Origin of the sequence: Streptomyces agglomeratus (assembly GCF_001746415.1) — a bacterium.
In the GTDB taxonomy this organism is placed as follows: domain Bacteria; phylum Actinomycetota; class Actinomycetes; order Streptomycetales; family Streptomycetaceae; genus Streptomyces; species Streptomyces agglomeratus.
Genome location: NZ_MEHJ01000001.1, coordinates 2,729,502 through 2,747,676, shown reverse-complemented (window position 1 = coordinate 2,747,676; position 18,175 = coordinate 2,729,502). Strand labels below are relative to the sequence as shown.

Here is an 18,175-nt window from a genome sequence, read left to right as displayed (position 1 = left end):
ACCCATGACCAGCATCGGCACCCACCAGTGGCGCGGCATCATCGAGGAGTACCGGGACCGTCTTCCGGTGACGCAGACGACGCCCGTCGTCACGCTCGGCGAGGGTGGCACGCCGCTCGTACTGGCGCAGGTCCTCTCCGAGCGCACCGGCTGCGAGGTGTACCTCAAGGTCGAGGGCGCCAACCCGACCGGTTCCTTCAAGGACCGCGGCATGACCATGGCGATCACCCGGGCCAAGGAGGAGGGCGCGAAGGCGGTCATCTGCGCCTCCACCGGCAACACGTCGGCCTCGGCCGCCGCCTACGCCGTACGCGCCGGAATGGTCTGCGCCGTCCTCGTGCCGCAGGGCAAGATCGCGCTCGGCAAGATGGGCCAGGCGCTCGTGCACGGCGCCAAGATCCTCCAGGTCGACGGCAACTTCGACGACTGCCTCACGCTCGCCCGCAGCCTCTCCGACAACTACCCGGTGGCGCTGGTCAATTCGGTGAACCCGGTCCGCATCGAGGGCCAGAAGACCGCCGCCTTCGAGATCGTCGACCGGCTCGGTGACGCCCCGGACATTCACGTACTTCCCGTTGGCAACGCCGGAAACATCACGGCGTACTGGCGCGGCTACCGCGAGTACGCGGCGGACAAGATCTCCACGCACAACCCCCGGATGTGGGGCTTCCAGGCATCCGGTTCGGCGCCGATCGTGCGCGGCGAGGTCGTCAAGGACCCGCACACCGTCGCCACCGCGATTCGCATCGGCAACCCCGCCTCGTGGCAGTACGCCCTGGAGGCGCGGGACGAGTCGGGCGGCTTCATCGACGAGGTGACGGACCGTGAGATCCTGCGCGCCTACCGTCTGTTGGCCTCCCAGGAGGGCGTCTTCGTCGAGCCCGCCTCGGCGGCGAGCGTCGCCGGTCTGCTCAAGGCGGCCGACGAGGGCAAGGTCGACCCCGGCCAGAAGATCGTCTGCACGGTGACCGGAAACGGCCTCAAGGACCCCGACTGGGCGGTGGCCGGAGCGCCGCAGCCCGTCACGGTGCCCGTGGACGCCGCCACGGCCGCCGAGCGCCTCGGCCTGGCGTAGAGCGCCCGGCGGGGGCCGGACGGCGACGTAAAGCCCCGTAAGGCCCCGTAAGACCAGACATAGGCGCACAGGACGGCCCGCGACACGCATCGTGCGCCTCCTGTGCGCCCTATGTCGTCACAGAACCTTCCTTCGATAGGCTGTACTGAACCCGCCCCGCCGCATATGCCGCGGTGCTGCTGCCGTCATGGCCTTTGGGTGTTCGCAGGTCCTTCAGAATGTCGGCAGTCCGCAAAATCCCGCAGTTTCACAAGGAGAGTCGTCGAGCGATGGCCGGTCCCGCGTTCCGCGCCGCCGCCGTAAGGGTGCGCGTCCCCGCCACCAGCGCAAATCTTGGTCCCGGCTTCGATGCCCTGGGCCTGTCGCTGGGGCTGTACGACGATGTCGTCGTCCGGGTCGCCGACTCCGGGCTGCACGTCGACATCGCAGGTGAGGGCGCCGAGACGCTGCCCCGCGACGAGAGTCACCTGCTCGTACGGTCGCTCCGTACCGCCTTCGACCTGCTCGGCGGACAGCCGCGCGGCCTGGAGGTCGTCTGCGCCAACCGCATCCCGCACGGCCGCGGACTCGGCTCCTCCTCCGCCGCCATCTGCGCCGGCATCGTCGCCGCGCGCGCCGTGACCATAGGCGGCGACGCGCGTCTCGACGAGGCCGCGTTGCTGGAGCTGGCGACCGAGATCGAGGGGCACCCCGACAACGTCGCCGCCTGCCTCCTCGGCGGCTTCACGCTCGCCTGGACCGACGGGGGAGCGGCCAGGGCGATCAGGATGGACCCGGCGAGTTCCGTCGTTCCGGTGGTCTTCGTGCCCGGAAAGCCGGTGCTCACCGAGACCGCTCGCGGACTGCTGCCGCGCACCGTCCCCCATGTGGACGCCGCCGCCAACGCGGGCCGCGCCGCCCTTCTCGTGGAGGCCCTGACCAGGCGCCCCGAGCTGCTGCTCGCGGCGACCGAGGACCGACTCCACCAGGACTACCGCGCCCCGGCGATGCCGGAGAGCCTGGCCCTGGTCAACCGACTGCGCGCGGACGGCGTCCCCGCGGTCATCTCCGGCGCGGGCCCCACGGTGCTCGCGCTGGTCGAGGACAGTGCGGCCGACAAGGTCGCACAGCTGGCGGGCGAGGGGTGGGCGGCCAACCGGCTGGCTCTCGACGCCGCGGGAGCGAGTGTCCTGCCCCTCGGGGCGCAGTGACACGCGATTGCCGGTGAACGAGAGGGGGAATATTTGTTGGATCCGGTAGTGTTAATCTCAAGTCTGCACCCGGCGTCCTCGTGGCGCGGTGCATCGTGTCCCCCTTAGGGACCACATTCTTCCGGGAGCCTCCCCAACTGCCTGAGCAGCCTGCCTGAGCAGTTTCGAGCACGCTCCGGAACCGGCATTGCAAGAGCCGGACCCCCAGCACGTTAATTCTTCCGCCGTATCCGGCGGACCACCGCCCCGGCCCGGTTTACCAAGACCGCAGTCGGACAGCTCAACCGGTCGCCGAGCCAGACAGGCCGACGTCCGCTCCAGGGAAGGACCCTTCGTGAGCGACACCACCGATCTGATGGGCGTGACTGCCGACAAGAATGTCGACAACACCGCGTCCGCCGCAGGTGCTGCCACTGGTAGTGCCGCACGGCGCCGCCGCTCCGGCACCGGCCTCGACGGCATGGTCCTGGCCGAGCTGCAGCAGGTCGCGTCCGGCCTCGGCATCAGGGGCACCGCGCGTATGCGCAAGAGCCAGCTGATCGAGGTCATCAAGGAAGCGCAGGCCGGCGGCTCCGCCCCGGCGAAGAGCGCCGACACGGCCGGCGCCGCCGCCGAGACCAAGCCGAAGCGCCGCGCCACCTCCAAGGCCCGTACGGGCGACGACACCGCCGCGGCCCCGGCCGCCGCGCCCGCCGCCGAGAAGGCCGTCGCGCAGCAGCAGATCGACATCCCCGGTCAGCCGGCCAGCGACGACCAGCCGGCCGGCGAGCGCCGCCGCCGCCGCGCCACCGCCCAGGCGGGCAGCCCGGAGACGGCCGTCGCCACCGAGGTGAAGGCCGAGCCCAAGACCGACGTCAAGACCGAGGCCAGAGCCGACGCGCAGCCCGAGGCCAAGGCCGAGGCAGCCGTCGACACCGCCGAAGGCCGCCGGGGTGACCGCCAGGAGCGCGGTCAGCGCGGCGACCGTCGCGAGCGCGGCCAGCGTGACCGCGGCGAGCGCGGCGAGCGCGGTGACCGTGGCGACCGCGGTGACGGCGCGCGCGGCGACCGCCAGGACCGCGGCGACCGCCGTGACCGTGGCGGCAAGGGCGACGACCAGGGCGGCCAGCGCCAGCAGCGCCAGGGCGGCCAGGGTGGCCCCCAGGGCGCCGGGCCGCAGGACGACGACGACTTCGAGGGTGGCCGCCGTGGCCGCCGCGGCCGCTACCGCGACCGCCGTGGCCGTCGTGGCCGCGAGGAGTTCGGCAGCGACGCGCCGCCGGTCTCCGACGACGACGTCCTGATCCCCGTCGCGGGCATCCTGGACATCCTCGACAACTACGCGTTCATCCGGACCTCCGGCTACCTGCCGGGCCCGAACGACGTGTACGTGTCGCTGGCCCAGGTCCGCAAGAACGGCCTGCGCAAGGGTGACCACGTCACCGGCGCCGTCCGCCAGCCCAAGGACGGCGAGCGCCGCGAGAAGTTCAACGCGCTCGTACGCCTCGACTCCGCGAACGGCATGGCGGCCGAATCCGGCCGCGGGCGCCCGGAGTTCAACAAGCTGACGCCGCTGTACCCGCAGGACCGGCTGCGCCTCGAGACCGACCCGGGCGTCCTGACGACCCGGATCATCGACCTCGTCGCGCCGATCGGCAAGGGCCAGCGCGGCCTGATCGTGGCCCCGCCGAAGACCGGTAAGACCATGATCATGCAGGCGATCGCCAACGCGATCACCGTCAACAACCCCGAGTGCCACCTGATGGTCGTCCTGGTCGACGAGCGTCCGGAAGAGGTCACCGACATGCAGCGCTCGGTGAAGGGCGAGGTCATCTCCTCGACCTTCGACCGCCCGGCCGAGGACCACACCACCGTCGCCGAGCTGGCCATCGAGCGCGCCAAGCGCCTCGTGGAGCTGGGTCACGACGTGGTCGTCCTGCTGGACTCGATCACCCGTCTGGGCCGTGCGTACAACCTCGCGGCCCCCGCCTCCGGACGCATCCTGTCCGGTGGTGTCGACTCGACCGCGCTCTACCCGCCGAAGCGCTTCTTCGGTGCGGCGCGCAACATCGAGGACGGCGGCTCGCTGACCATCCTGGCCACCGCGCTCGTCGAGACCGGCTCGCGCATGGACGAGGTGATCTTCGAGGAGTTCAAGGGCACCGGCAACATGGAGCTCAAGCTCGACCGGAAGCTCGCCGACAAGCGCATCTTCCCGGCTGTCGACGTCGACCCGTCCGGCACCCGCAAGGAGGAAATCCTCCTCAACGCGGAAGAGCTCGCCATCGTCTGGAAGCTGCGCCGGGTGCTGCACGCGCTCGACTCGCAGCAGGCGATCGAGCTGCTGCTGGACAAGATGAAGCAGACGAAGTCGAACGCCGAGTTCCTGATGCAGATCGCGAAGACGACTCCCTCGGGCAACGGCAGCGACTGACGCCGAGGCGCCCAACAGCGTCCACAGCGTCAACTGAGCCGTCCCGCCACGAAAGTGGCGGGGCGGTTTCGTCATGTCCGCCTGTCCTAAACCCGGTTACTGCGCAGGTGTTGCCAAGTTGTGTTCACTGTTTGGTCACAAGTGACTGTGGAGATAGGGGAGTCGGTCGTACGATCGTTCGGCCGCAGGTGGGGGGATCCATTTGGGGCGCCTTCATTTATCTCTGAAACAGGAGTCCCGAGTGATCTCTGGCAAGCAGGGCGGCAAACACCGCCGCCGGATACGGACAGCCGTGCCGGCGGCAGCCGCGGCGATCGCCACCGCGGTGGCCGGCGTGATGCTGATGGCCCCGGCCAACGCCGCTTCGCCGGTGCCCTCGCCCACGAGCAAGCCGGCCGTCACCTCGCCCTCCCCGGCAGAGCTGGAAGCACGCCTCGCGGGCGCGGCCAAGTCGGCCGGGCAGCCGCAGCAGCCCGAGACGTCGAGGTTCTCGTCGGGCGGCACGATCGACCCGATGGTCATCGGCGGTACGGAAACGGCCATCAGCACGGCGCCGTGGATGGCCCAGCTCTTCTACAACGACGGCCCGGACTCCTTCTTCTGCGGCGGCGCCGTCATCGCGCCGACGAAGATCCTCACCGCCGCGCACTGCGTCAAGGGCTTTGACTGGAAGGGCAAGGGCGTCGTCGTCACCGGCACCGACAAGCTGGCGACCGGCGGCACCAATTCGGGCGTGTGGCGGCAGTGGAGCCACCCGAAGTACAACGACTACACGCTCGACAACGACATCGCGGTGCTGACCCTGGCCTCCCCGGTCAAGGCCAAGCCGATCAACATCACGAAGTCGCACGACACCACGTCGTACAAGCCCGGGACGCTCGCCACGGTCTACGGCTGGGGCCGCACCACGTCCCGGAACAACGAGATCTCGGAGACGCTGCGCAAGGCGGAGCTGCCCATCAACTCCGACGCCACGTGCGCCGACTGGGAGCTCGGGGACCAGTTCGTCAAGGGCCACATGGTCTGCGCGGGCAAGCCCGCCAGCGGTCAGGACAGCGGTACGAAGAGCGCCTGCAACGGCGACTCGGGCGGCCCCCTGGTGGTCGGCGGCAAGATCGTCGGCGTGGTCTCGTGGGGCATCCAGAACTGCGTGAAGAAGGGCGCGTACAGCGTCTACGCCAAGGTCAGCTCGTACGCCGGATCCGTCGTCCCGCGCGTCGACGACGGCAACCTGACCGGTGACCACCGGTCCGACGTCATCGCCCGCACCTCCGGCGGCACGCTCTACTCGTACGCCTCCAAGGGCACCTCGTTCGCCGCGCGCGTCAACCAGGGCAACTACAGCGGCACCAACGTGATCCTCCAGACCGACCTCAACCGGGACGGCTACGAGGACCTCGTCATCCGGACCACGTCCGGGGACGTCATGTGGTCGCACTACGTGCCGTCCACCCAGCAGTGGTCCAACACGAAGATCGCGTCCGGCTGGGGCTCCAGGAAGCAGATCGTCGTCCCCGGAGACGTCACCGGCGACGCCCTGCCGGACCTGCTGTCCGTCGACTCCGCGGGCGTTCTGTGGATCTACCCCGGCAAGGGCAACGGCACGTTCTCGACCCGCGTCAAGGTCGGTACCGGCTGGAGCCAGTACAACTCGGTACGCGGCAACGGTGACTTCACCGGCGACGGCAAGGCCGACCTGATCGCCCGCAAGGGCAGCACGTCGGAGATGTTCCTCTACAAGGGCACGGCCAAGGCCGGCACCGGCGCCTTCTCCGCGCGGGTGAAGGTCCGTACGTGGAGCGACTACAACGCCTTCGACGCGGCCGGTGACGTCACCGGTGACGGCAAGGCCGACTACCTGGCCCGTACGCCCGGCGGCACGCTCTACCTCTACCCGGGCACCGGCAAGGCGTCGTCGGAGATCTTCGCCACACGCGTCAAGATCGGCACCGGCTGGCAGCAGTACAACCTCTTCGGCTGAAAACCCTGGTGAGCGGGGACTTTGGTCCCTCTCGCCCGGACGTCCCGCCAACGCCCTGTGGCCCCTGCCCCCAGCAGGGGCCACAGGGCGTTGTGCAACCCTTCACGGTGATCCGGCGTCTGACATGTGTCGTAAGTGCCGACAAACCGTGCCTGATCATCACGGCAGGGGGTTCCGGAACCAACGAGCGCTGGGGAGAGCATGGCCGAGCAGCAGAGCAGGAGCAGCCGAATACGGGGCACCGGCAGACGCCGGAAAGCACCGGAGCCCACCAGCCGCCCCAGGGCGCTCACCGTCACCGCGTGGGCCGCGGCGGGCGTGGTGCTGCTGGGCGGCACCGGACTCGGTTACGTCTACTTCCAGCTCAACGGCAATCTCAAGGGCGTCGACATCAACACCCAGCTCGGCGGCGACCGCCCCGACGACGTCGACAACGGCTCCATGGACATCCTCGTCCTCGGCTCCGACTCCCGCTCGGGCGACAACGCGAAGTACGGCGAGGACGAGGGCGGCGCCCGCTCCGACACCGCGATGGTCATGCACGTGTACGAGGGCCGGAAGAAGGCCAGCGTCGTCTCCATACCGCGCGACACCCTGATCGAGCGCCCCGCGTGCGCGTCGGACAGCGGAGGCGCGGCCGTCCCCGGCGGCAAGCACCAGATGTTCAACACGGCGTACCAGGTGGGCGGACCGGCCTGCGCGGTCAAGACCGTCGAGAAGATGTCCGGCATCCGCATGGACCACTACGTCGAGGTCGACTTCACCGGATTCAAGAAGCTCATCGACGACCTGGGCGGCGTGGAGATCACCACCAACCGGGCCATCGACGACGGCAAGAGCCACCTCCACCTCAAGCCCGGCACCCACACGCTCGACGGCGAGCAGTCGCTCGGGCTCGTACGCACCCGCAAGAGCGTCGGCGACGGCAGCGACCTCGGCCGCATCCAGCTCCAGCAGGCCTTCATGAAGGCACTGATCGACCAGGTCAAGGACGTCGGTGTCTTCACGAACCCCAAGAAGCTGTACGACCTGGCCGACAGCGCCACCAAGTCCGTCACCACCGACTCCGACCTCGCGTCGGTCAAGGAGCTGACCGGCTTCGCGGGCGGCCTCAAGGGCATCGGCGCGGGCGACATGAAGATGGTGACCCTGCCCGTGCAGTACGACCCCGCCGACCCCAACCGCGTCCTCCCGCTCCAGCGCCAGTCCCGTCAGGTCTGGGAAGCGCTGCGCCGGGACAGGCCCGTACCGGCCTCCGCGACCAAGGACTCCGCGGGCGACAAGGGCAGCGCCGGCAAGGTCGTCGCGAGCCGGTAGCGGCCGGGGAATAGTTCCGGCCCGTCCCCGGTTTTGGGAGATGCGGCCAGTGCTGGCAGACTGGTACGTCGGCCCCGGTTCACGTACGCGCAATCCGCGCGGGCGACCCGGCGCCCTCCCGAAACTAGGAGACACCTTGAAGCGCGAAATCCACCCCGAGTACGTCGAGACCCAGGTCAGCTGCACCTGTGGCGCGACGTTCACCACCCGCAGCACGATCTCCAGCGGCACCGTCCGCGCCGAGGTCTGCTCCGAGTGCCACCCGTTCTACACGGGCAAGCAGAAGATCCTCGACACCGGTGGCCGCGTGGCCCGCTTCGAGGCCCGCTTCGGCAAGGCTGCCGCCGCGAAGTAGCGAGCCATTGCGCCGGTCCTCGGCCGCTCCGTACAGGGGTGGCAAGGACCGGCGCTTTGTCGTGACGCACAGTCCGCACTTCCCACTCGTTTTTCGCTACCCAGGAGCCCGAAGATGTTCGAGGCGGTCGAGGATCTGATCGGCGAGCACGCCGATCTCGAGAAGAAGCTGGCCGATCCCTCGGTCCACGCCGACCAGGCGAACGCGCGCAGGCTGAACAAGCGCTACGCCGAGCTGACCCCGATCATCGGGACGTACCGGGCCTGGAAGCTGACCGGCGAGGACATCGTCACCGCGCGCGAATACGCCCACGACGACCCCGACTTCGCCGCCGAGCTCAAGCTGCTGGAGAAGCAGCGCGACGAGCTGACGGAGAAGCTGCGGCTGCTCCTCGTCCCGCGCGACCCCAGCGACGACAAGGACGTCATCCTCGAGGTCAAGGCGGGCGCGGGCGGCGACGAGTCGGCCCTGTTCGCCGGCGACCTGCTGCGCATGTACCTGCGGTACGCGGAGCGCGTCGGCTGGAAGACCGAGATCATCGACGCCACCGAGTCCGAGCTGGGCGGCTACAAGGACGTCCAGGTCGCGGTGAAGACCAAGGGCGGCAACGGCGCGACCGAGCCCGGCCAGGGCGTCTGGGCGCGGCTGAAGTACGAGGGCGGCGTGCACCGCGTGCAGCGCGTGCCCTCCACCGAGTCGCAGGGCCGCATCCACACCTCGGCGGCCGGCGTGCTCGTCACCCCCGAGGCCGAAGAGGTCGACGTCGAGATCCACGCCAACGATCTCCGTATCGACGTCTACCGCTCGTCGGGCCCCGGCGGCCAGTCCGTCAACACCACCGACTCCGCGGTCCGCATCACGCACCTGCCGACCGGCGTCGTCGCCTCCTGCCAGAACGAGAAGAGCCAGCTCCAGAACAAGGAGCAGGCCATGCGCATCCTGCGCTCGCGGCTGCTCGCCGCGGCCCAGGAAGCGGCCGAGCAGGAAGCCTCCGACGTACGCCGCAGCCAGGTCCGTACGGTTGACCGCTCGGAGAAGATCCGTACGTACAACTTCCCGGAAAACCGGATCTCGGACCACCGCGTGGGCTTCAAGGCGTACAACTTGGACCAGGTACTCGACGGCGACCTGGACGCGGTGATCCAGGCGTGCGTCGACGCCGACTCCGCCGCGAAGCTCGCGGCGGCCCAGGAAAGCCAGTAAGCCAGCAAAGCCAGTACGCCCCCTGCAAGTCGGAGGACCGGGATGAATCTGCTGCTCGCCGAGGTGGCTCAGGCCACCCAGCGGCTGGCCGACGCCGGCGTGCCCTCACCGCGGTTCGACGCGGAGGAGCTCGCCGCGTTCGTGCACGGCGTCAAGCGGGGAGAGCTGCACAACGTCAAGGACGCCGACTTCGACGCGCGCTACTGGGAGACGATCGCGCGCCGCGAGGCCCGCGAACCGTTGCAGCACATCACCGGGCGCGCCTTCTTCCGCTTCCTGGAGCTCCAGGTGGGCCCCGGCGTCTTCGTGCCCCGCCCCGAGACCGAATCGGTCGTCGGCTGGGCCATAGACGCCGTACGCGCCATGGACGTCGTCGAACCGCTCATCGTCGACCTGTGCACCGGCTCCGGCGCCATCGCGCTCGCCATGGCGCAGGAGGTCCCGCGCTCGCGCGTGCACGGCGTCGAGCTGTCCGACGACGCGATCAAGTGGACGCGCAAGAACGCCGAGGGCTCGCGCGTCACCATCCACCAGGGCGACGCCCGGGACGCGCTCCCCGAGCTCGACGGCCAGGTCGACCTCGTCGTCTCCAACCCGCCGTACATCCCGCTCACCGAGTGGGAGTACGTCGCCCCCGAGGCCCGCGACCACGACCCGCAGATGGCCCTCTTCTCCGGCGAGGACGGTCTCGACCTGATCCGCCACATCGAGCGCACCGCACACCGCCTGCTGCGGCCCGGCGGCGTCGTCGTCATCGAGCACGCCGACACCCAGGGCGGCCAGGTGCCGTGGATCTTCACCGAGGAACGTGGCTGGGCCGACGCGGCCGACCACCCCGACCTCAACAACCGGCCCCGCTTCGCGACCGCCCGCAAGGCCATGCCGTGACCGCCGGCCGCAGAAACCAGTTCCCGCACGAGGAGGCCCCTTAAATGGCACGGCGATACGACTGCAACGACGCGACGGACCGCAAGACCGGTCTGCGCGAAGCCGCGGCCGCCGTCCGTCGTGGCGAGCTGGTCGTCCTGCCGACCGACACCGTCTACGGCATCGGGGCCGACGCCTTCAGCGCGGAGGCCGTCGGCGACCTCCTGGAGGCCAAGGGGCGCGGCCGCAACATGCCCACGCCCGTCCTCATCGGTTCCCCGAACACCCTGCACGGGCTGGTCACCGACTTCTCCGAGCAGGCGTGGGAGCTCGTCGACGCCTTCTGGCCCGGCGCGCTGACCCTGGTCGCCCGCCACCAGCCGTCCCTCCAGTGGGACCTCGGCGAGACGCACGGCACCGTCGCCGTCCGCATGCCGCTGCACCCGGTCGCGATCGAGCTGCTCACCGAGTTCGGCCCGATGGCGGTCTCCAGCGCCAACCTCACGGGACACCCCGCTCCCGAGGACTGCGACGCCGCCCAGGAGATGCTCGGCGACTCGGTCTCCGTGTACCTCGACGGCGGCCCGACCCCCGGCATCGTCCCGTCGTCGATCGTCGACGTCACGGGCAAGGTCCCTGTCCTGCTGCGGGCCGGCGCTCTCGACGCCGAGGAGCTGCGCAAGGTCGTACCCGACCTCGAGGTGGCCAGTTGACCGCCCTTGACGGGCGTGGCACAGCCGAAGGTATATCCGGGCACACCTTCCGTATCCTCCACGTCAGCACCGGCAACGTCTGCCGCTCGCCGATCACCGAGCGGCTGACCCGCCATGCCCTCAGCGACCGCCTGGGCGACCCGCTCACCCGCGGCCTCGTCGTGGAGAGCGCGGGCACGTGGGGGCACGAGGGCGCGCCCATGGAGGCCAACGCCGCCGCCGTGCTCGCCGACTTCGGGGCGGACGCGGCGGGGTTCACAGGGCGTGAACTGCTCGACGAGCACGTCATCCGCGCCGACCTGGTGCTGACCGCGACGCGCGACCACCGGGCGCAGGTCATCTCCATGGGGCACTCGGCGGGCCTGCGCACGTTCACCCTCAAGGAGTTCACACGGCTCGTACGGGCCATCGACCCGGCCACGCTGCCCGATCCACTCCAGGACGGCGTGGTGGAGCGCGCACGCGCCCTCGTACGGGCCGCGGCGGCCCTGCGCGGCTGGCTGCTCGCCCCCAGCGTGGAGGCCGACGAGGTGTACGACCCGTACGGCGCCCCCATCACCTTCTTCCGCTCCATCGGCGACGAGATCAACACGGCGCTGGACCCGGTCGTCACGGCGCTCACGGGGACCTCGGCCCGCACCTGACCCTCCGCGCCCGCGCCCCCTGCGGTCGGGGCGGGCCGGGGCGCGGAACCCGGTCGCCCGTACGACGGGCAGCGGCGCCCGGGGCGTCCTACATTGGAGGGGCCGCACCCCTTCGCCAGGCCCGGAGCCAGCCATGCCGGTCACCGCCTCACCCGTTCAGCAGGAGCACGCCGTCCTCGGGGCGGGCTTCGCAGCGCTGAGCCGCCAGGACCCCGAGATCGCCGACGTCGTCCTCGGCGAAATGGGCCGTGAGGCCGCCGGCCTCCAGCTGATCGCCGCCGAGAACTTCTGCTCGCCCGCCGTCCTCGCCGCCCTCGGCTCGCCGCTGGCCAACAAGTACGCCGAGGGGTACCCCGGCGCCCGCCACCACGGCGGCTGCGAGCTGGTCGACGTCGCGGAGCGCCTCGCCGTCGACCGCGCCACACGCCTGTTCGGCGCCGAGCACGCCAACGTCCAGCCGCACTCCGGCTCCGCCGCCGTCCTCGCCGCGTACGCCGCGCTGCTGCGACCGGGCGACAAGGTGCTGGCCATGGGACTCCCGTACGGGGGACACCTCACCCACGGCTCCCCGGCCAACTTCTCCGGCCGCTGGTTCGACTTCATCGGTTACGGCGTCGACCACGAGTCCGGCCTCATCGACTACGAGCAGGTGCGCCTCCTCGCCCGCAAGCACCGCCCCAGAGCCATCGTCGTCGGCTCCATCGCCTACCCCCGGCACCCCGACTACGCGGCCTTCCGCGAGATCGCGGACGAGACCGGCGCCTACCTCATCGCCGACGCCGCGCACCCCATCGGCCTGGTCGCCGGGGGAGCGGCACCCAGCCCGGTCCCGTACGCCGACGTCGTCTGCGCGACCACGCACAAGGTGCTGCGCGGCCCGCGCGGCGGCATGCTGCTGTGCGGCGCCGAGCTCGCCACGCGTATCGACCGGGCCGTCTTCCCCTTCACCCAGGGCGGCGCCCAGATGCACTCGGTGGCGGCGAAGGCGGTCGCCTTCGGTGAGGCGGCGACCCCCGCGTTCAGGACGTACGCCCATCAGGTCGTCACCAACGCGCGCGCACTCGCGGACGCCCTGGAAGGGCAGGGCTTCGCCGTCACCACGGGCGGCACGGACACCCACCTGATCACCGCGGACCCGTCCCCGCTCGGTGTCGAGGGCCGCACCGCACGCGGCCGGCTGGCGGCCGCCGGCCTCGTGGTGGACTGCTGCGCCCTGCCGTACGGCGACGAGCGCGGCATCCGCCTCGGCACGGCCGCCGTCACCACCCAGGGCATGCGCGAGAGTGAGATGCCGCGCATCGCGGAACTCTTCTCGTCGGCTCTGCGGGGAGAGGGCCCCAAGGTCGCGGCGGAAGTACGTGATCTGGCCGGCGATTTTCCGCCGTATCCCGCCTGATCCCGCGTCGTGCAACCATCAACCGGTACCCGAATGTCCTGGAGCATGTGGCCGCGAAGCTAGGGTGTGGGGCTGAGATGGCCGGCGATACCTGTGGGGCTGCCCGTGCGTGAATACCTGCTGACGCTCTGCGTTACGGCGGCGGTGACTTACCTCCTGACCGGACCGGTGCGGAAGTTCGCCATCGCCACCGGCGCGATGCCCGAGATCCGAGCCCGCGATGTGCACCGGGAGCCGACACCGCGGCTCGGCGGCATCGCGATGTTCGGCGGTCTGTGCGCCGGTCTGCTGGTCGCGGACCACCTGCGGAACCTCAGCAGCGTCTTCGAGCTGTCGAACGAGCCGCGCGCCCTGCTGTCGGGCGCCGCGGTGATCTGGCTCATCGGCGTACTGGACGACAAGTTCGAGATCGACGCGCTCATCAAGCTGGGCGGCCAGTTCATCGCCGCCGGCGTGATGGTCGCGCAGGGGCTGACGATCCTGTGGCTCCCCGTGCCCGGCGTCGGCCCGGTCTCGGTGACGGCCTGGCAGGGCAATCTCCTCACCGTCGCGCTCGTCGTGATCACCATCAACGCGGTGAACTTCGTGGACGGCCTCGACGGCCTGGCCGCCGGCATGGTCTGCATCGCCTCCGCGGCGTTCTTCATGTACGCGTACCGAATCTGGTACGGGTACGGCATCGAGGAAGCCGCGCCCGCCACCCTCTTCGCCGCGATCCTGATGGGCATGTGCATGGGGTTCCTCCCGCACAACATGCACCCGGCCAGGATCTTCATGGGCGACTCCGGGTCGATGCTGATCGGCCTCGTCCTGGCGGCCGGCGCGATCTCGGTCACCGGCCAGGTGGACCCGGACGCGATGAAGCTCTTCCCGGGCGCCAGCACCCGCGAGGTCACCCACGCGATGCTGCCGGTCTTCATCCCGCTGCTGCTGCCGCTGACGATCATCGCGATCCCGTTCGCGGACCTGCTGCTGGCGATCGTGCGGCGTACCTGGCAGGGCAAGTCGCCGTTCGCGGCGGACCGGGGGCACCTGCACCACCGGCTCCTGGAAATCGGCCACTCGCACAGCCGCGCGGTGCTGATCATGTACTTCTGGTCGGCCCTGATCGCCTTCGGCGCCGTCGCGTACTCCGTGCACTCGGCCAGCATGTGGATCGTGCTCGGCATCGTCGCGCTGAGCGCGGTCGGCCTGGTGCTGCTGCTCCTCCCGCGCTTCACTCCCCGCGCCCCGCGATGGGCGGAGTCCTTCATCCCGCCCCGCTACCGCAGGAGCACCAGGGCCTTCACCGACGGGGGCGGTACGGACGAGGCCGGTGCGACGGCGGAGGCCGGTGGGACGGCCGAGGACCCGCAGGAGCGCACGCCGCTGCCGGCGGGCGTCAACGGGGCGACCGCCATCGGGCCCCGTTCGCGCTTCCCCGAGCGGCGTAAGGCCGGAACGCCCCGCTGACGAATTGCCGCGACTGGCCCCAATAGCAGACAAAGTGCTGAGTTGTCGTGCACAGACGGGCGGAGTCACTCTCATGTGTGACAGTGGGCACACTCCTTGGTAAAGACCTCATCAAATAGTTTGTGATACCGTTCACGAGACCCGGCGACAGAGCCGAAGGGCCGCAGTGCGACGGCTTTTCGGACGTGAGGTGACACCTCGGTCCCGGCTTACGCTCGTCCATGACGACACCTACTGCCCCCACCAGCAAGCGGAGCTGCCGCCATGCCGTCCAACGACGTCCGGAGTCTCCTCCAGACCGCCGTACCCACCGCTGCCGCCGGCGCGATCGCCGCTGCCGTCAGCGCTGCGGTCGCGGGCGGCGAGGGAGCGCTCGGAGCCGTTGTCGCGACGCTCGTGGTGATCCTCTTCATGGGGGTCGGTCTCGTCGTACTCCAGCGGACCGCGAAGTCGCTGCCGCAGCTTTTCCAGGCGATGGGGCTGATGCTCTACACCGCCCAGCTGCTGCTGCTGTTCATCTTCGTGGCGCTGTTCAAGGACACCACTCTGTTCAATCCCAAGGCGTTTGCCATCACATTGGTCGCGACGACCCTTGTGTGGATCGCCGCTCAGGCGCGTGCGCACATGAAGGCCAAGATTCTTTACGTCGAACCGGAATCCTCCGAGGCGCAGAAGCCGAAGAACTCGGGGTCTTCGTCGTGAAGGGTAGGGCCGGTATAAAGGCGCGTTCGAGATCCTGCTATCGTCCGGTGCCAACTGCGGCACTGCGGGCGCGGGCATCCGAGCTGACGCCTGTTCCATCGCGAGGCTCAATGCCTGACAGCCGCCCCCACATCCGTTACACCAGTCCAGTGCCGAACCGCGGCCGCTTGCCGCGCCGACACAACGAGGTTGCCGTACCTATGCGCCACGCTGAAGGAGCCCGCGGTGAGTGCTGAAAAGACGACGCTCGCCTTCGATTGGAGCTGCCGCATCCTCGCCGACAACGGCTGTGGATTCCCGGCCCCGGGCCTGCACTCCTTTCTCTTCAAGCCGATGTTCACCGTCGGTGGCTACGAGTTCAACAAGCCGATGCTTCTGGCGCTGATTTCGACCGTCCTGGTCGTCGGCTTCTTCTGGGCGGCGTTCAGCAAGCCCAAGCTCGTGCCGGGCAAGCTTCAGATGATCGGCGAGGCGGGCTACGACTTCGTACGCCGCGGCATCGTCTACGAGACCCTCGGCAAGAGGGACGGTGAGAAGTACGTGCCACTGATGGTGTCGCTGTTCTTCTTCATCTGGATCATCAACATCTGGTCGGTCGTCCCGCTCATGCAGTTCCCGGTGAGCTCGATCATCGCCTTCCCGGCCGCGCTGGCGCTCATCGTCTATGTGCTCTGGATGTCGCTGACCTTCCGCAAGCACGGTTTCGTCGGCGGCCTGAAGAACGTCTCCGGCTACGACAAGTCGCTCGGCGCGGTCCTGCCGCTCGTCGTGGTCATCGAGTTCTTCTCGAATGTCCTCGTCCGGCCGTTCACGCACATGGTCCGACTGTTCGCGAACATGTTCGCCGGTCACCTCCTGCTGGTGATGTTCACCGTCTCCAGCTGGTACCTGCTGAACAGCTGGATGATCCCGGCCGCCGGTGTCTCGTTCGTCATGACGATGGTCATGATCGTCTTCGAGCTCTTCGTGCAGCTTGTGCAGGCGTACGTCTTCGTGCTCCTTGCCTGCACGTACATCCAGGGCGCGCTCGCCAAGCACCACTGAGCGCCTGTCCCACCCACCCCATAGATGTCCGGTGGCCAACCCCCACCGGTCCGTGAAAGAGAAGGAAGAACCGGCATGTCCGCTGCTCTCACGAACCTCGCCGAGGTGTCCGGCAACCTCAAGGCCCTCGGCTCCATCGGCTACGGTCTCGCCGCCATCGGCCCCGGCGTCGGCGTCGGCATCATCTTCGGTAACGGCACCCAGGCCCTGGCCCGCCAGCCCGAGGCTGCCGGCCTGATCCGCGCCAACCAGATCCTCGGCTTCGCCTTCTGTGAGGCGCTCGCCCTGATCGGCATCGTCATGCCGTTCGTCTACGGCAGCTGACGTATCGCTACGAACAGCTCTTTTCGACGAAAGGCATTGATGTGAACGCGCTGGTATTGGCGGCGACCGAGGAGCAGAATCCCCTCGTTCCGCCCGGTCCAGAGTTCGTCGTCGGGCTGATCGCCTTCGCCGTCGTCTTCTTCTTCCTCGCCAAGAAGCTCCTCCCGGCCATCAACAAGGTCCTGGACGAGCGTCGCGAGGCGATCGAGGGCGGCATCGAGAAGGCCGATGCAGCTCAGACCGAGGCCCAGAGCGTGCTTGAGCAGTACAAGGCTCAGCTCGCCGAGGCCCGCCACGAGGCCGCCCGCCTGCGCCAGGAGGCGCTGGAACAGGGCACTGTCCTGAAGGAAGAACTTCGGGCAGAGGGTCAGCGCCAGCGCGAGGAAATCATCGCCGCCGGCCACGCCCAGATCGAGGCGGACCGCAAGCAGGCCGCACAGTCGCTGCGTCAGGACGTGGGCAAGCTCGCCACCGACCTGGCCGGCAAGCTCGTCGGCGAGTCCCTCGAGGACCACGCCCGGCAGAGCCGCACCATCGACCGTTTCCTCAGCGAGCTCGAGGAGAAGGCCGAGGCCGCCCGATGAACGGAGCGAGCCGCGAGGCACTGGCCGCCGCACGTGGGCGTCTCGACGCGCTGACCGACAACACGTCGGTCGACGCGACGAAGCTCGCGGGCGACCTGGCCGCCGTCACCGCGCTGCTCGACCGCGAGGTGTCGCTGCGTCGGGTCCTGACCGACCCGGCGCAGGCCGGCGAGGCCAAGGCCCTGCTGGCCGCGCGACTGCTGAGCGGTCAGGTGGGTGGCGAAGCCGCCGACCTGGTCTCCGGCATGGTCCGCACCCGCTGGTCGCGGTCGCGTGACCTGGTCGACGCGCTCGAGGAACTGGCGGACACCGCCGACCTCACCGCGGCGCAGCAGGCCGGTGTGCTCGACGACGTGGAGGACGAGGTGTTCCGGTTCGGCCGGATCGTCGCGTCCGACACCGGGCTGCGGGCCGCGCTGACCGACCGGTCGGCGACGGTGTCCGCCAAGAGCGAGCTGCTGCGCAGCCTGCTCGGCGGCAAGGCCCAGCCGGTCACCGAGCGTCTTGTGGTGCGTCTCGTGGTTCAGCCGCGTGGACGTAGCCTGGAGGCGGGACTCGAGTCCCTGTCCAAGCTCGCCGCGGCGCGCCGCGACCGCATGGTCGCCGTTGTCACCACGGCGGTGCCGCTCACCGACCAGCAGAAGCAGCGCCTCGGCGCCGCACTGGCCAAGCTGTACGGACGCCAGATGCACCTGAACCTCGAAGTGGACCCCGAGGTCCTCGGCGGGATCCAGGTACAGGTCGGCGACGAGGTCATCAACGGCACCATCGCGGACCGCCTCGAAGAGGCGACCCGTCGCATGGCCGGCTGACCAGCCAGCAACTGAACACGTATCACTAGCGGCCCGGTTGGGCCGTGCAGAGATTGCAGAAGATTCCTGGGGGACGGCCCCCAGACCCCCAAGAACTTCGGGC

The 18,175-nt window shown here is 69.5% G+C and carries 17 protein-coding genes; all 17 read left to right on the top strand.

Translation table 11 applies throughout. The features are described from left to right. Positions 1-4 precede the first annotated feature (4 nt). The 17 genes from thrC (at position 5) to AS594_RS11415 (ending at position 18,072) form a co-directional block, all read left to right on the top strand. Entirely contained in the window at positions 5-1,075 is a 1,071-nt protein-coding gene (thrC, locus tag AS594_RS11495) for a threonine synthase (protein WP_069926925.1), read from the top strand. A 269-nt stretch (positions 1,076-1,344) separates the two neighbouring features. Further along, positions 1,345-2,265, top strand: a complete 921-nt coding sequence (gene thrB, locus AS594_RS11490) for a homoserine kinase (RefSeq protein WP_069926924.1) — start codon at positions 1,345-1,347, stop codon at positions 2,263-2,265. 334 nt (positions 2,266-2,599) lie between these two features. Beyond that, positions 2,600-4,678 (top strand): transcription termination factor Rho, encoded by a 2,079-nt coding sequence (gene rho, locus AS594_RS11485; protein WP_069926923.1) that lies wholly within the window; start codon positions 2,600-2,602, stop codon positions 4,676-4,678. A 337-nt stretch (positions 4,679-5,015) separates the two neighbouring features. After that, a complete protein-coding gene (locus AS594_RS11480) occupies positions 5,016-6,659 on the top strand; it encodes a trypsin-like serine protease (RefSeq protein WP_079144892.1) in 1,644 nt (547 codons plus the stop codon). 201 nt (positions 6,660-6,860) lie between these two features. Further along, positions 6,861-7,976 (top strand): LCP family protein, encoded by a 1,116-nt coding sequence (locus AS594_RS11475; RefSeq protein WP_069926922.1) that lies wholly within the window; start codon positions 6,861-6,863, stop codon positions 7,974-7,976. 136 nt (positions 7,977-8,112) lie between these two features. After that, positions 8,113-8,331, top strand: coding sequence for a 50S ribosomal protein L31 (gene rpmE, locus AS594_RS11470; protein WP_069926921.1), 219 nt, complete (start codon positions 8,113-8,115; stop codon positions 8,329-8,331). Between the two features lie 114 nt (positions 8,332-8,445). Further along, the gene (gene prfA / locus AS594_RS11465; protein ID WP_069926920.1) at positions 8,446-9,534 is read left to right on the top strand and encodes a peptide chain release factor 1; all 1,089 of its coding nucleotides are present in this window, start codon (positions 8,446-8,448) and stop codon (positions 9,532-9,534) included. A 42-nt stretch (positions 9,535-9,576) separates the two neighbouring features. Beyond that, positions 9,577-10,422 carry a peptide chain release factor N(5)-glutamine methyltransferase gene (gene prmC, locus AS594_RS11460; RefSeq protein WP_069926919.1) on the top strand — a complete coding sequence of 282 codons (846 nt, stop codon included), beginning with the start codon at positions 9,577-9,579 and terminating at the stop codon, positions 10,420-10,422. Positions 10,423-10,466: 44 nt separating this feature from the next. Further along, on the top strand, positions 10,467-11,114 hold the full coding sequence (locus tag AS594_RS11455; RefSeq protein ID WP_069926918.1) for an L-threonylcarbamoyladenylate synthase: 648 nt from the start codon (positions 10,467-10,469) through the stop codon (positions 11,112-11,114). Continuing rightward, complete coding sequence (locus AS594_RS11450; RefSeq protein ID WP_069926917.1) at positions 11,111-11,758, top strand: arsenate reductase/protein-tyrosine-phosphatase family protein; 648 nt, start codon at positions 11,111-11,113, stop codon at positions 11,756-11,758. Before AS594_RS11455 ends, AS594_RS11450 begins: the two co-directional genes overlap by 4 nt. A gap of 133 nt (positions 11,759-11,891) precedes the next feature. Continuing rightward, complete coding sequence (locus tag AS594_RS11445) at positions 11,892-13,154, top strand: serine hydroxymethyltransferase (protein ID WP_079144666.1); 1,263 nt, start codon at positions 11,892-11,894, stop codon at positions 13,152-13,154. 105 nt (positions 13,155-13,259) lie between these two features. After that, positions 13,260-14,606 carry an MraY family glycosyltransferase gene (locus AS594_RS11440; protein WP_069930443.1) on the top strand — a complete coding sequence of 449 codons (1,347 nt, stop codon included), beginning with the start codon at positions 13,260-13,262 and terminating at the stop codon, positions 14,604-14,606. Positions 14,607-14,870: 264 nt separating this feature from the next. Continuing rightward, the gene (locus AS594_RS11435; protein ID WP_069926916.1) at positions 14,871-15,308 is read left to right on the top strand and encodes a Cg1360 family ATP-synthase-associated protein; all 438 of its coding nucleotides are present in this window, start codon (positions 14,871-14,873) and stop codon (positions 15,306-15,308) included. Positions 15,309-15,533: 225 nt separating this feature from the next. Further along, positions 15,534-16,352 (top strand): F0F1 ATP synthase subunit A, encoded by an 819-nt coding sequence (atpB, locus tag AS594_RS11430; RefSeq protein WP_069926915.1) that lies wholly within the window; start codon positions 15,534-15,536, stop codon positions 16,350-16,352. 75 nt (positions 16,353-16,427) lie between these two features. Next, positions 16,428-16,676: an ATP synthase subunit c family protein gene (locus AS594_RS11425; RefSeq protein ID WP_069926914.1), complete on the top strand. Its 249-nt coding sequence runs from the start codon at positions 16,428-16,430 to the stop codon at positions 16,674-16,676. Positions 16,677-16,717: 41 nt separating this feature from the next. Continuing rightward, a complete protein-coding gene (locus AS594_RS11420; RefSeq protein WP_069926913.1) occupies positions 16,718-17,260 on the top strand; it encodes a F0F1 ATP synthase subunit B in 543 nt (180 codons plus the stop codon). Further along, positions 17,257-18,072 carry a F0F1 ATP synthase subunit delta gene (locus AS594_RS11415; protein ID WP_069926912.1) on the top strand — a complete coding sequence of 272 codons (816 nt, stop codon included), beginning with the start codon at positions 17,257-17,259 and terminating at the stop codon, positions 18,070-18,072. Before AS594_RS11420 ends, AS594_RS11415 begins: the two co-directional genes overlap by 4 nt. Positions 18,073-18,175: the final 103 nt, after the last annotated feature.

What these genes read in the sequence shown, in the direction of transcription:
- thrC (WP_069926925.1), top strand. Translation starts at nt 5, where the DNA reads ATGACCAGCATCGGCACCCACCAGTGGCGCGGCATCATCGAGGAGTAC.
- prmC (WP_069926919.1), top strand. Translation starts at nt 9,577, where the DNA reads ATGAATCTGCTGCTCGCCGAGGTGGCTCAGGCCACCCAGCGGCTGGCC.
- AS594_RS11480 (WP_079144892.1), top strand. Translation starts at nt 5,016, where the DNA reads ATGCTGATGGCCCCGGCCAACGCCGCTTCGCCGGTGCCCTCGCCCACG.
- AS594_RS11425 (WP_069926914.1), top strand. Translation starts at nt 16,428, where the DNA reads ATGTCCGCTGCTCTCACGAACCTCGCCGAGGTGTCCGGCAACCTCAAG.
- prfA (WP_069926920.1), top strand. Translation starts at nt 8,446, where the DNA reads ATGTTCGAGGCGGTCGAGGATCTGATCGGCGAGCACGCCGATCTCGAG.
- AS594_RS11445 (WP_079144666.1), top strand. Translation starts at nt 11,892, where the DNA reads ATGCCGGTCACCGCCTCACCCGTTCAGCAGGAGCACGCCGTCCTCGGG.
- AS594_RS11415 (WP_069926912.1), top strand. Translation starts at nt 17,257, where the DNA reads ATGAACGGAGCGAGCCGCGAGGCACTGGCCGCCGCACGTGGGCGTCTC.
- AS594_RS11435 (WP_069926916.1), top strand. Translation starts at nt 14,871, where the DNA reads ATGCCGTCCAACGACGTCCGGAGTCTCCTCCAGACCGCCGTACCCACC.
- AS594_RS11475 (WP_069926922.1), top strand. Translation starts at nt 6,861, where the DNA reads ATGGCCGAGCAGCAGAGCAGGAGCAGCCGAATACGGGGCACCGGCAGA.
- AS594_RS11455 (WP_069926918.1), top strand. Translation starts at nt 10,467, where the DNA reads ATGGCACGGCGATACGACTGCAACGACGCGACGGACCGCAAGACCGGT.
- thrB (WP_069926924.1), top strand. Translation starts at nt 1,345, where the DNA reads ATGGCCGGTCCCGCGTTCCGCGCCGCCGCCGTAAGGGTGCGCGTCCCC.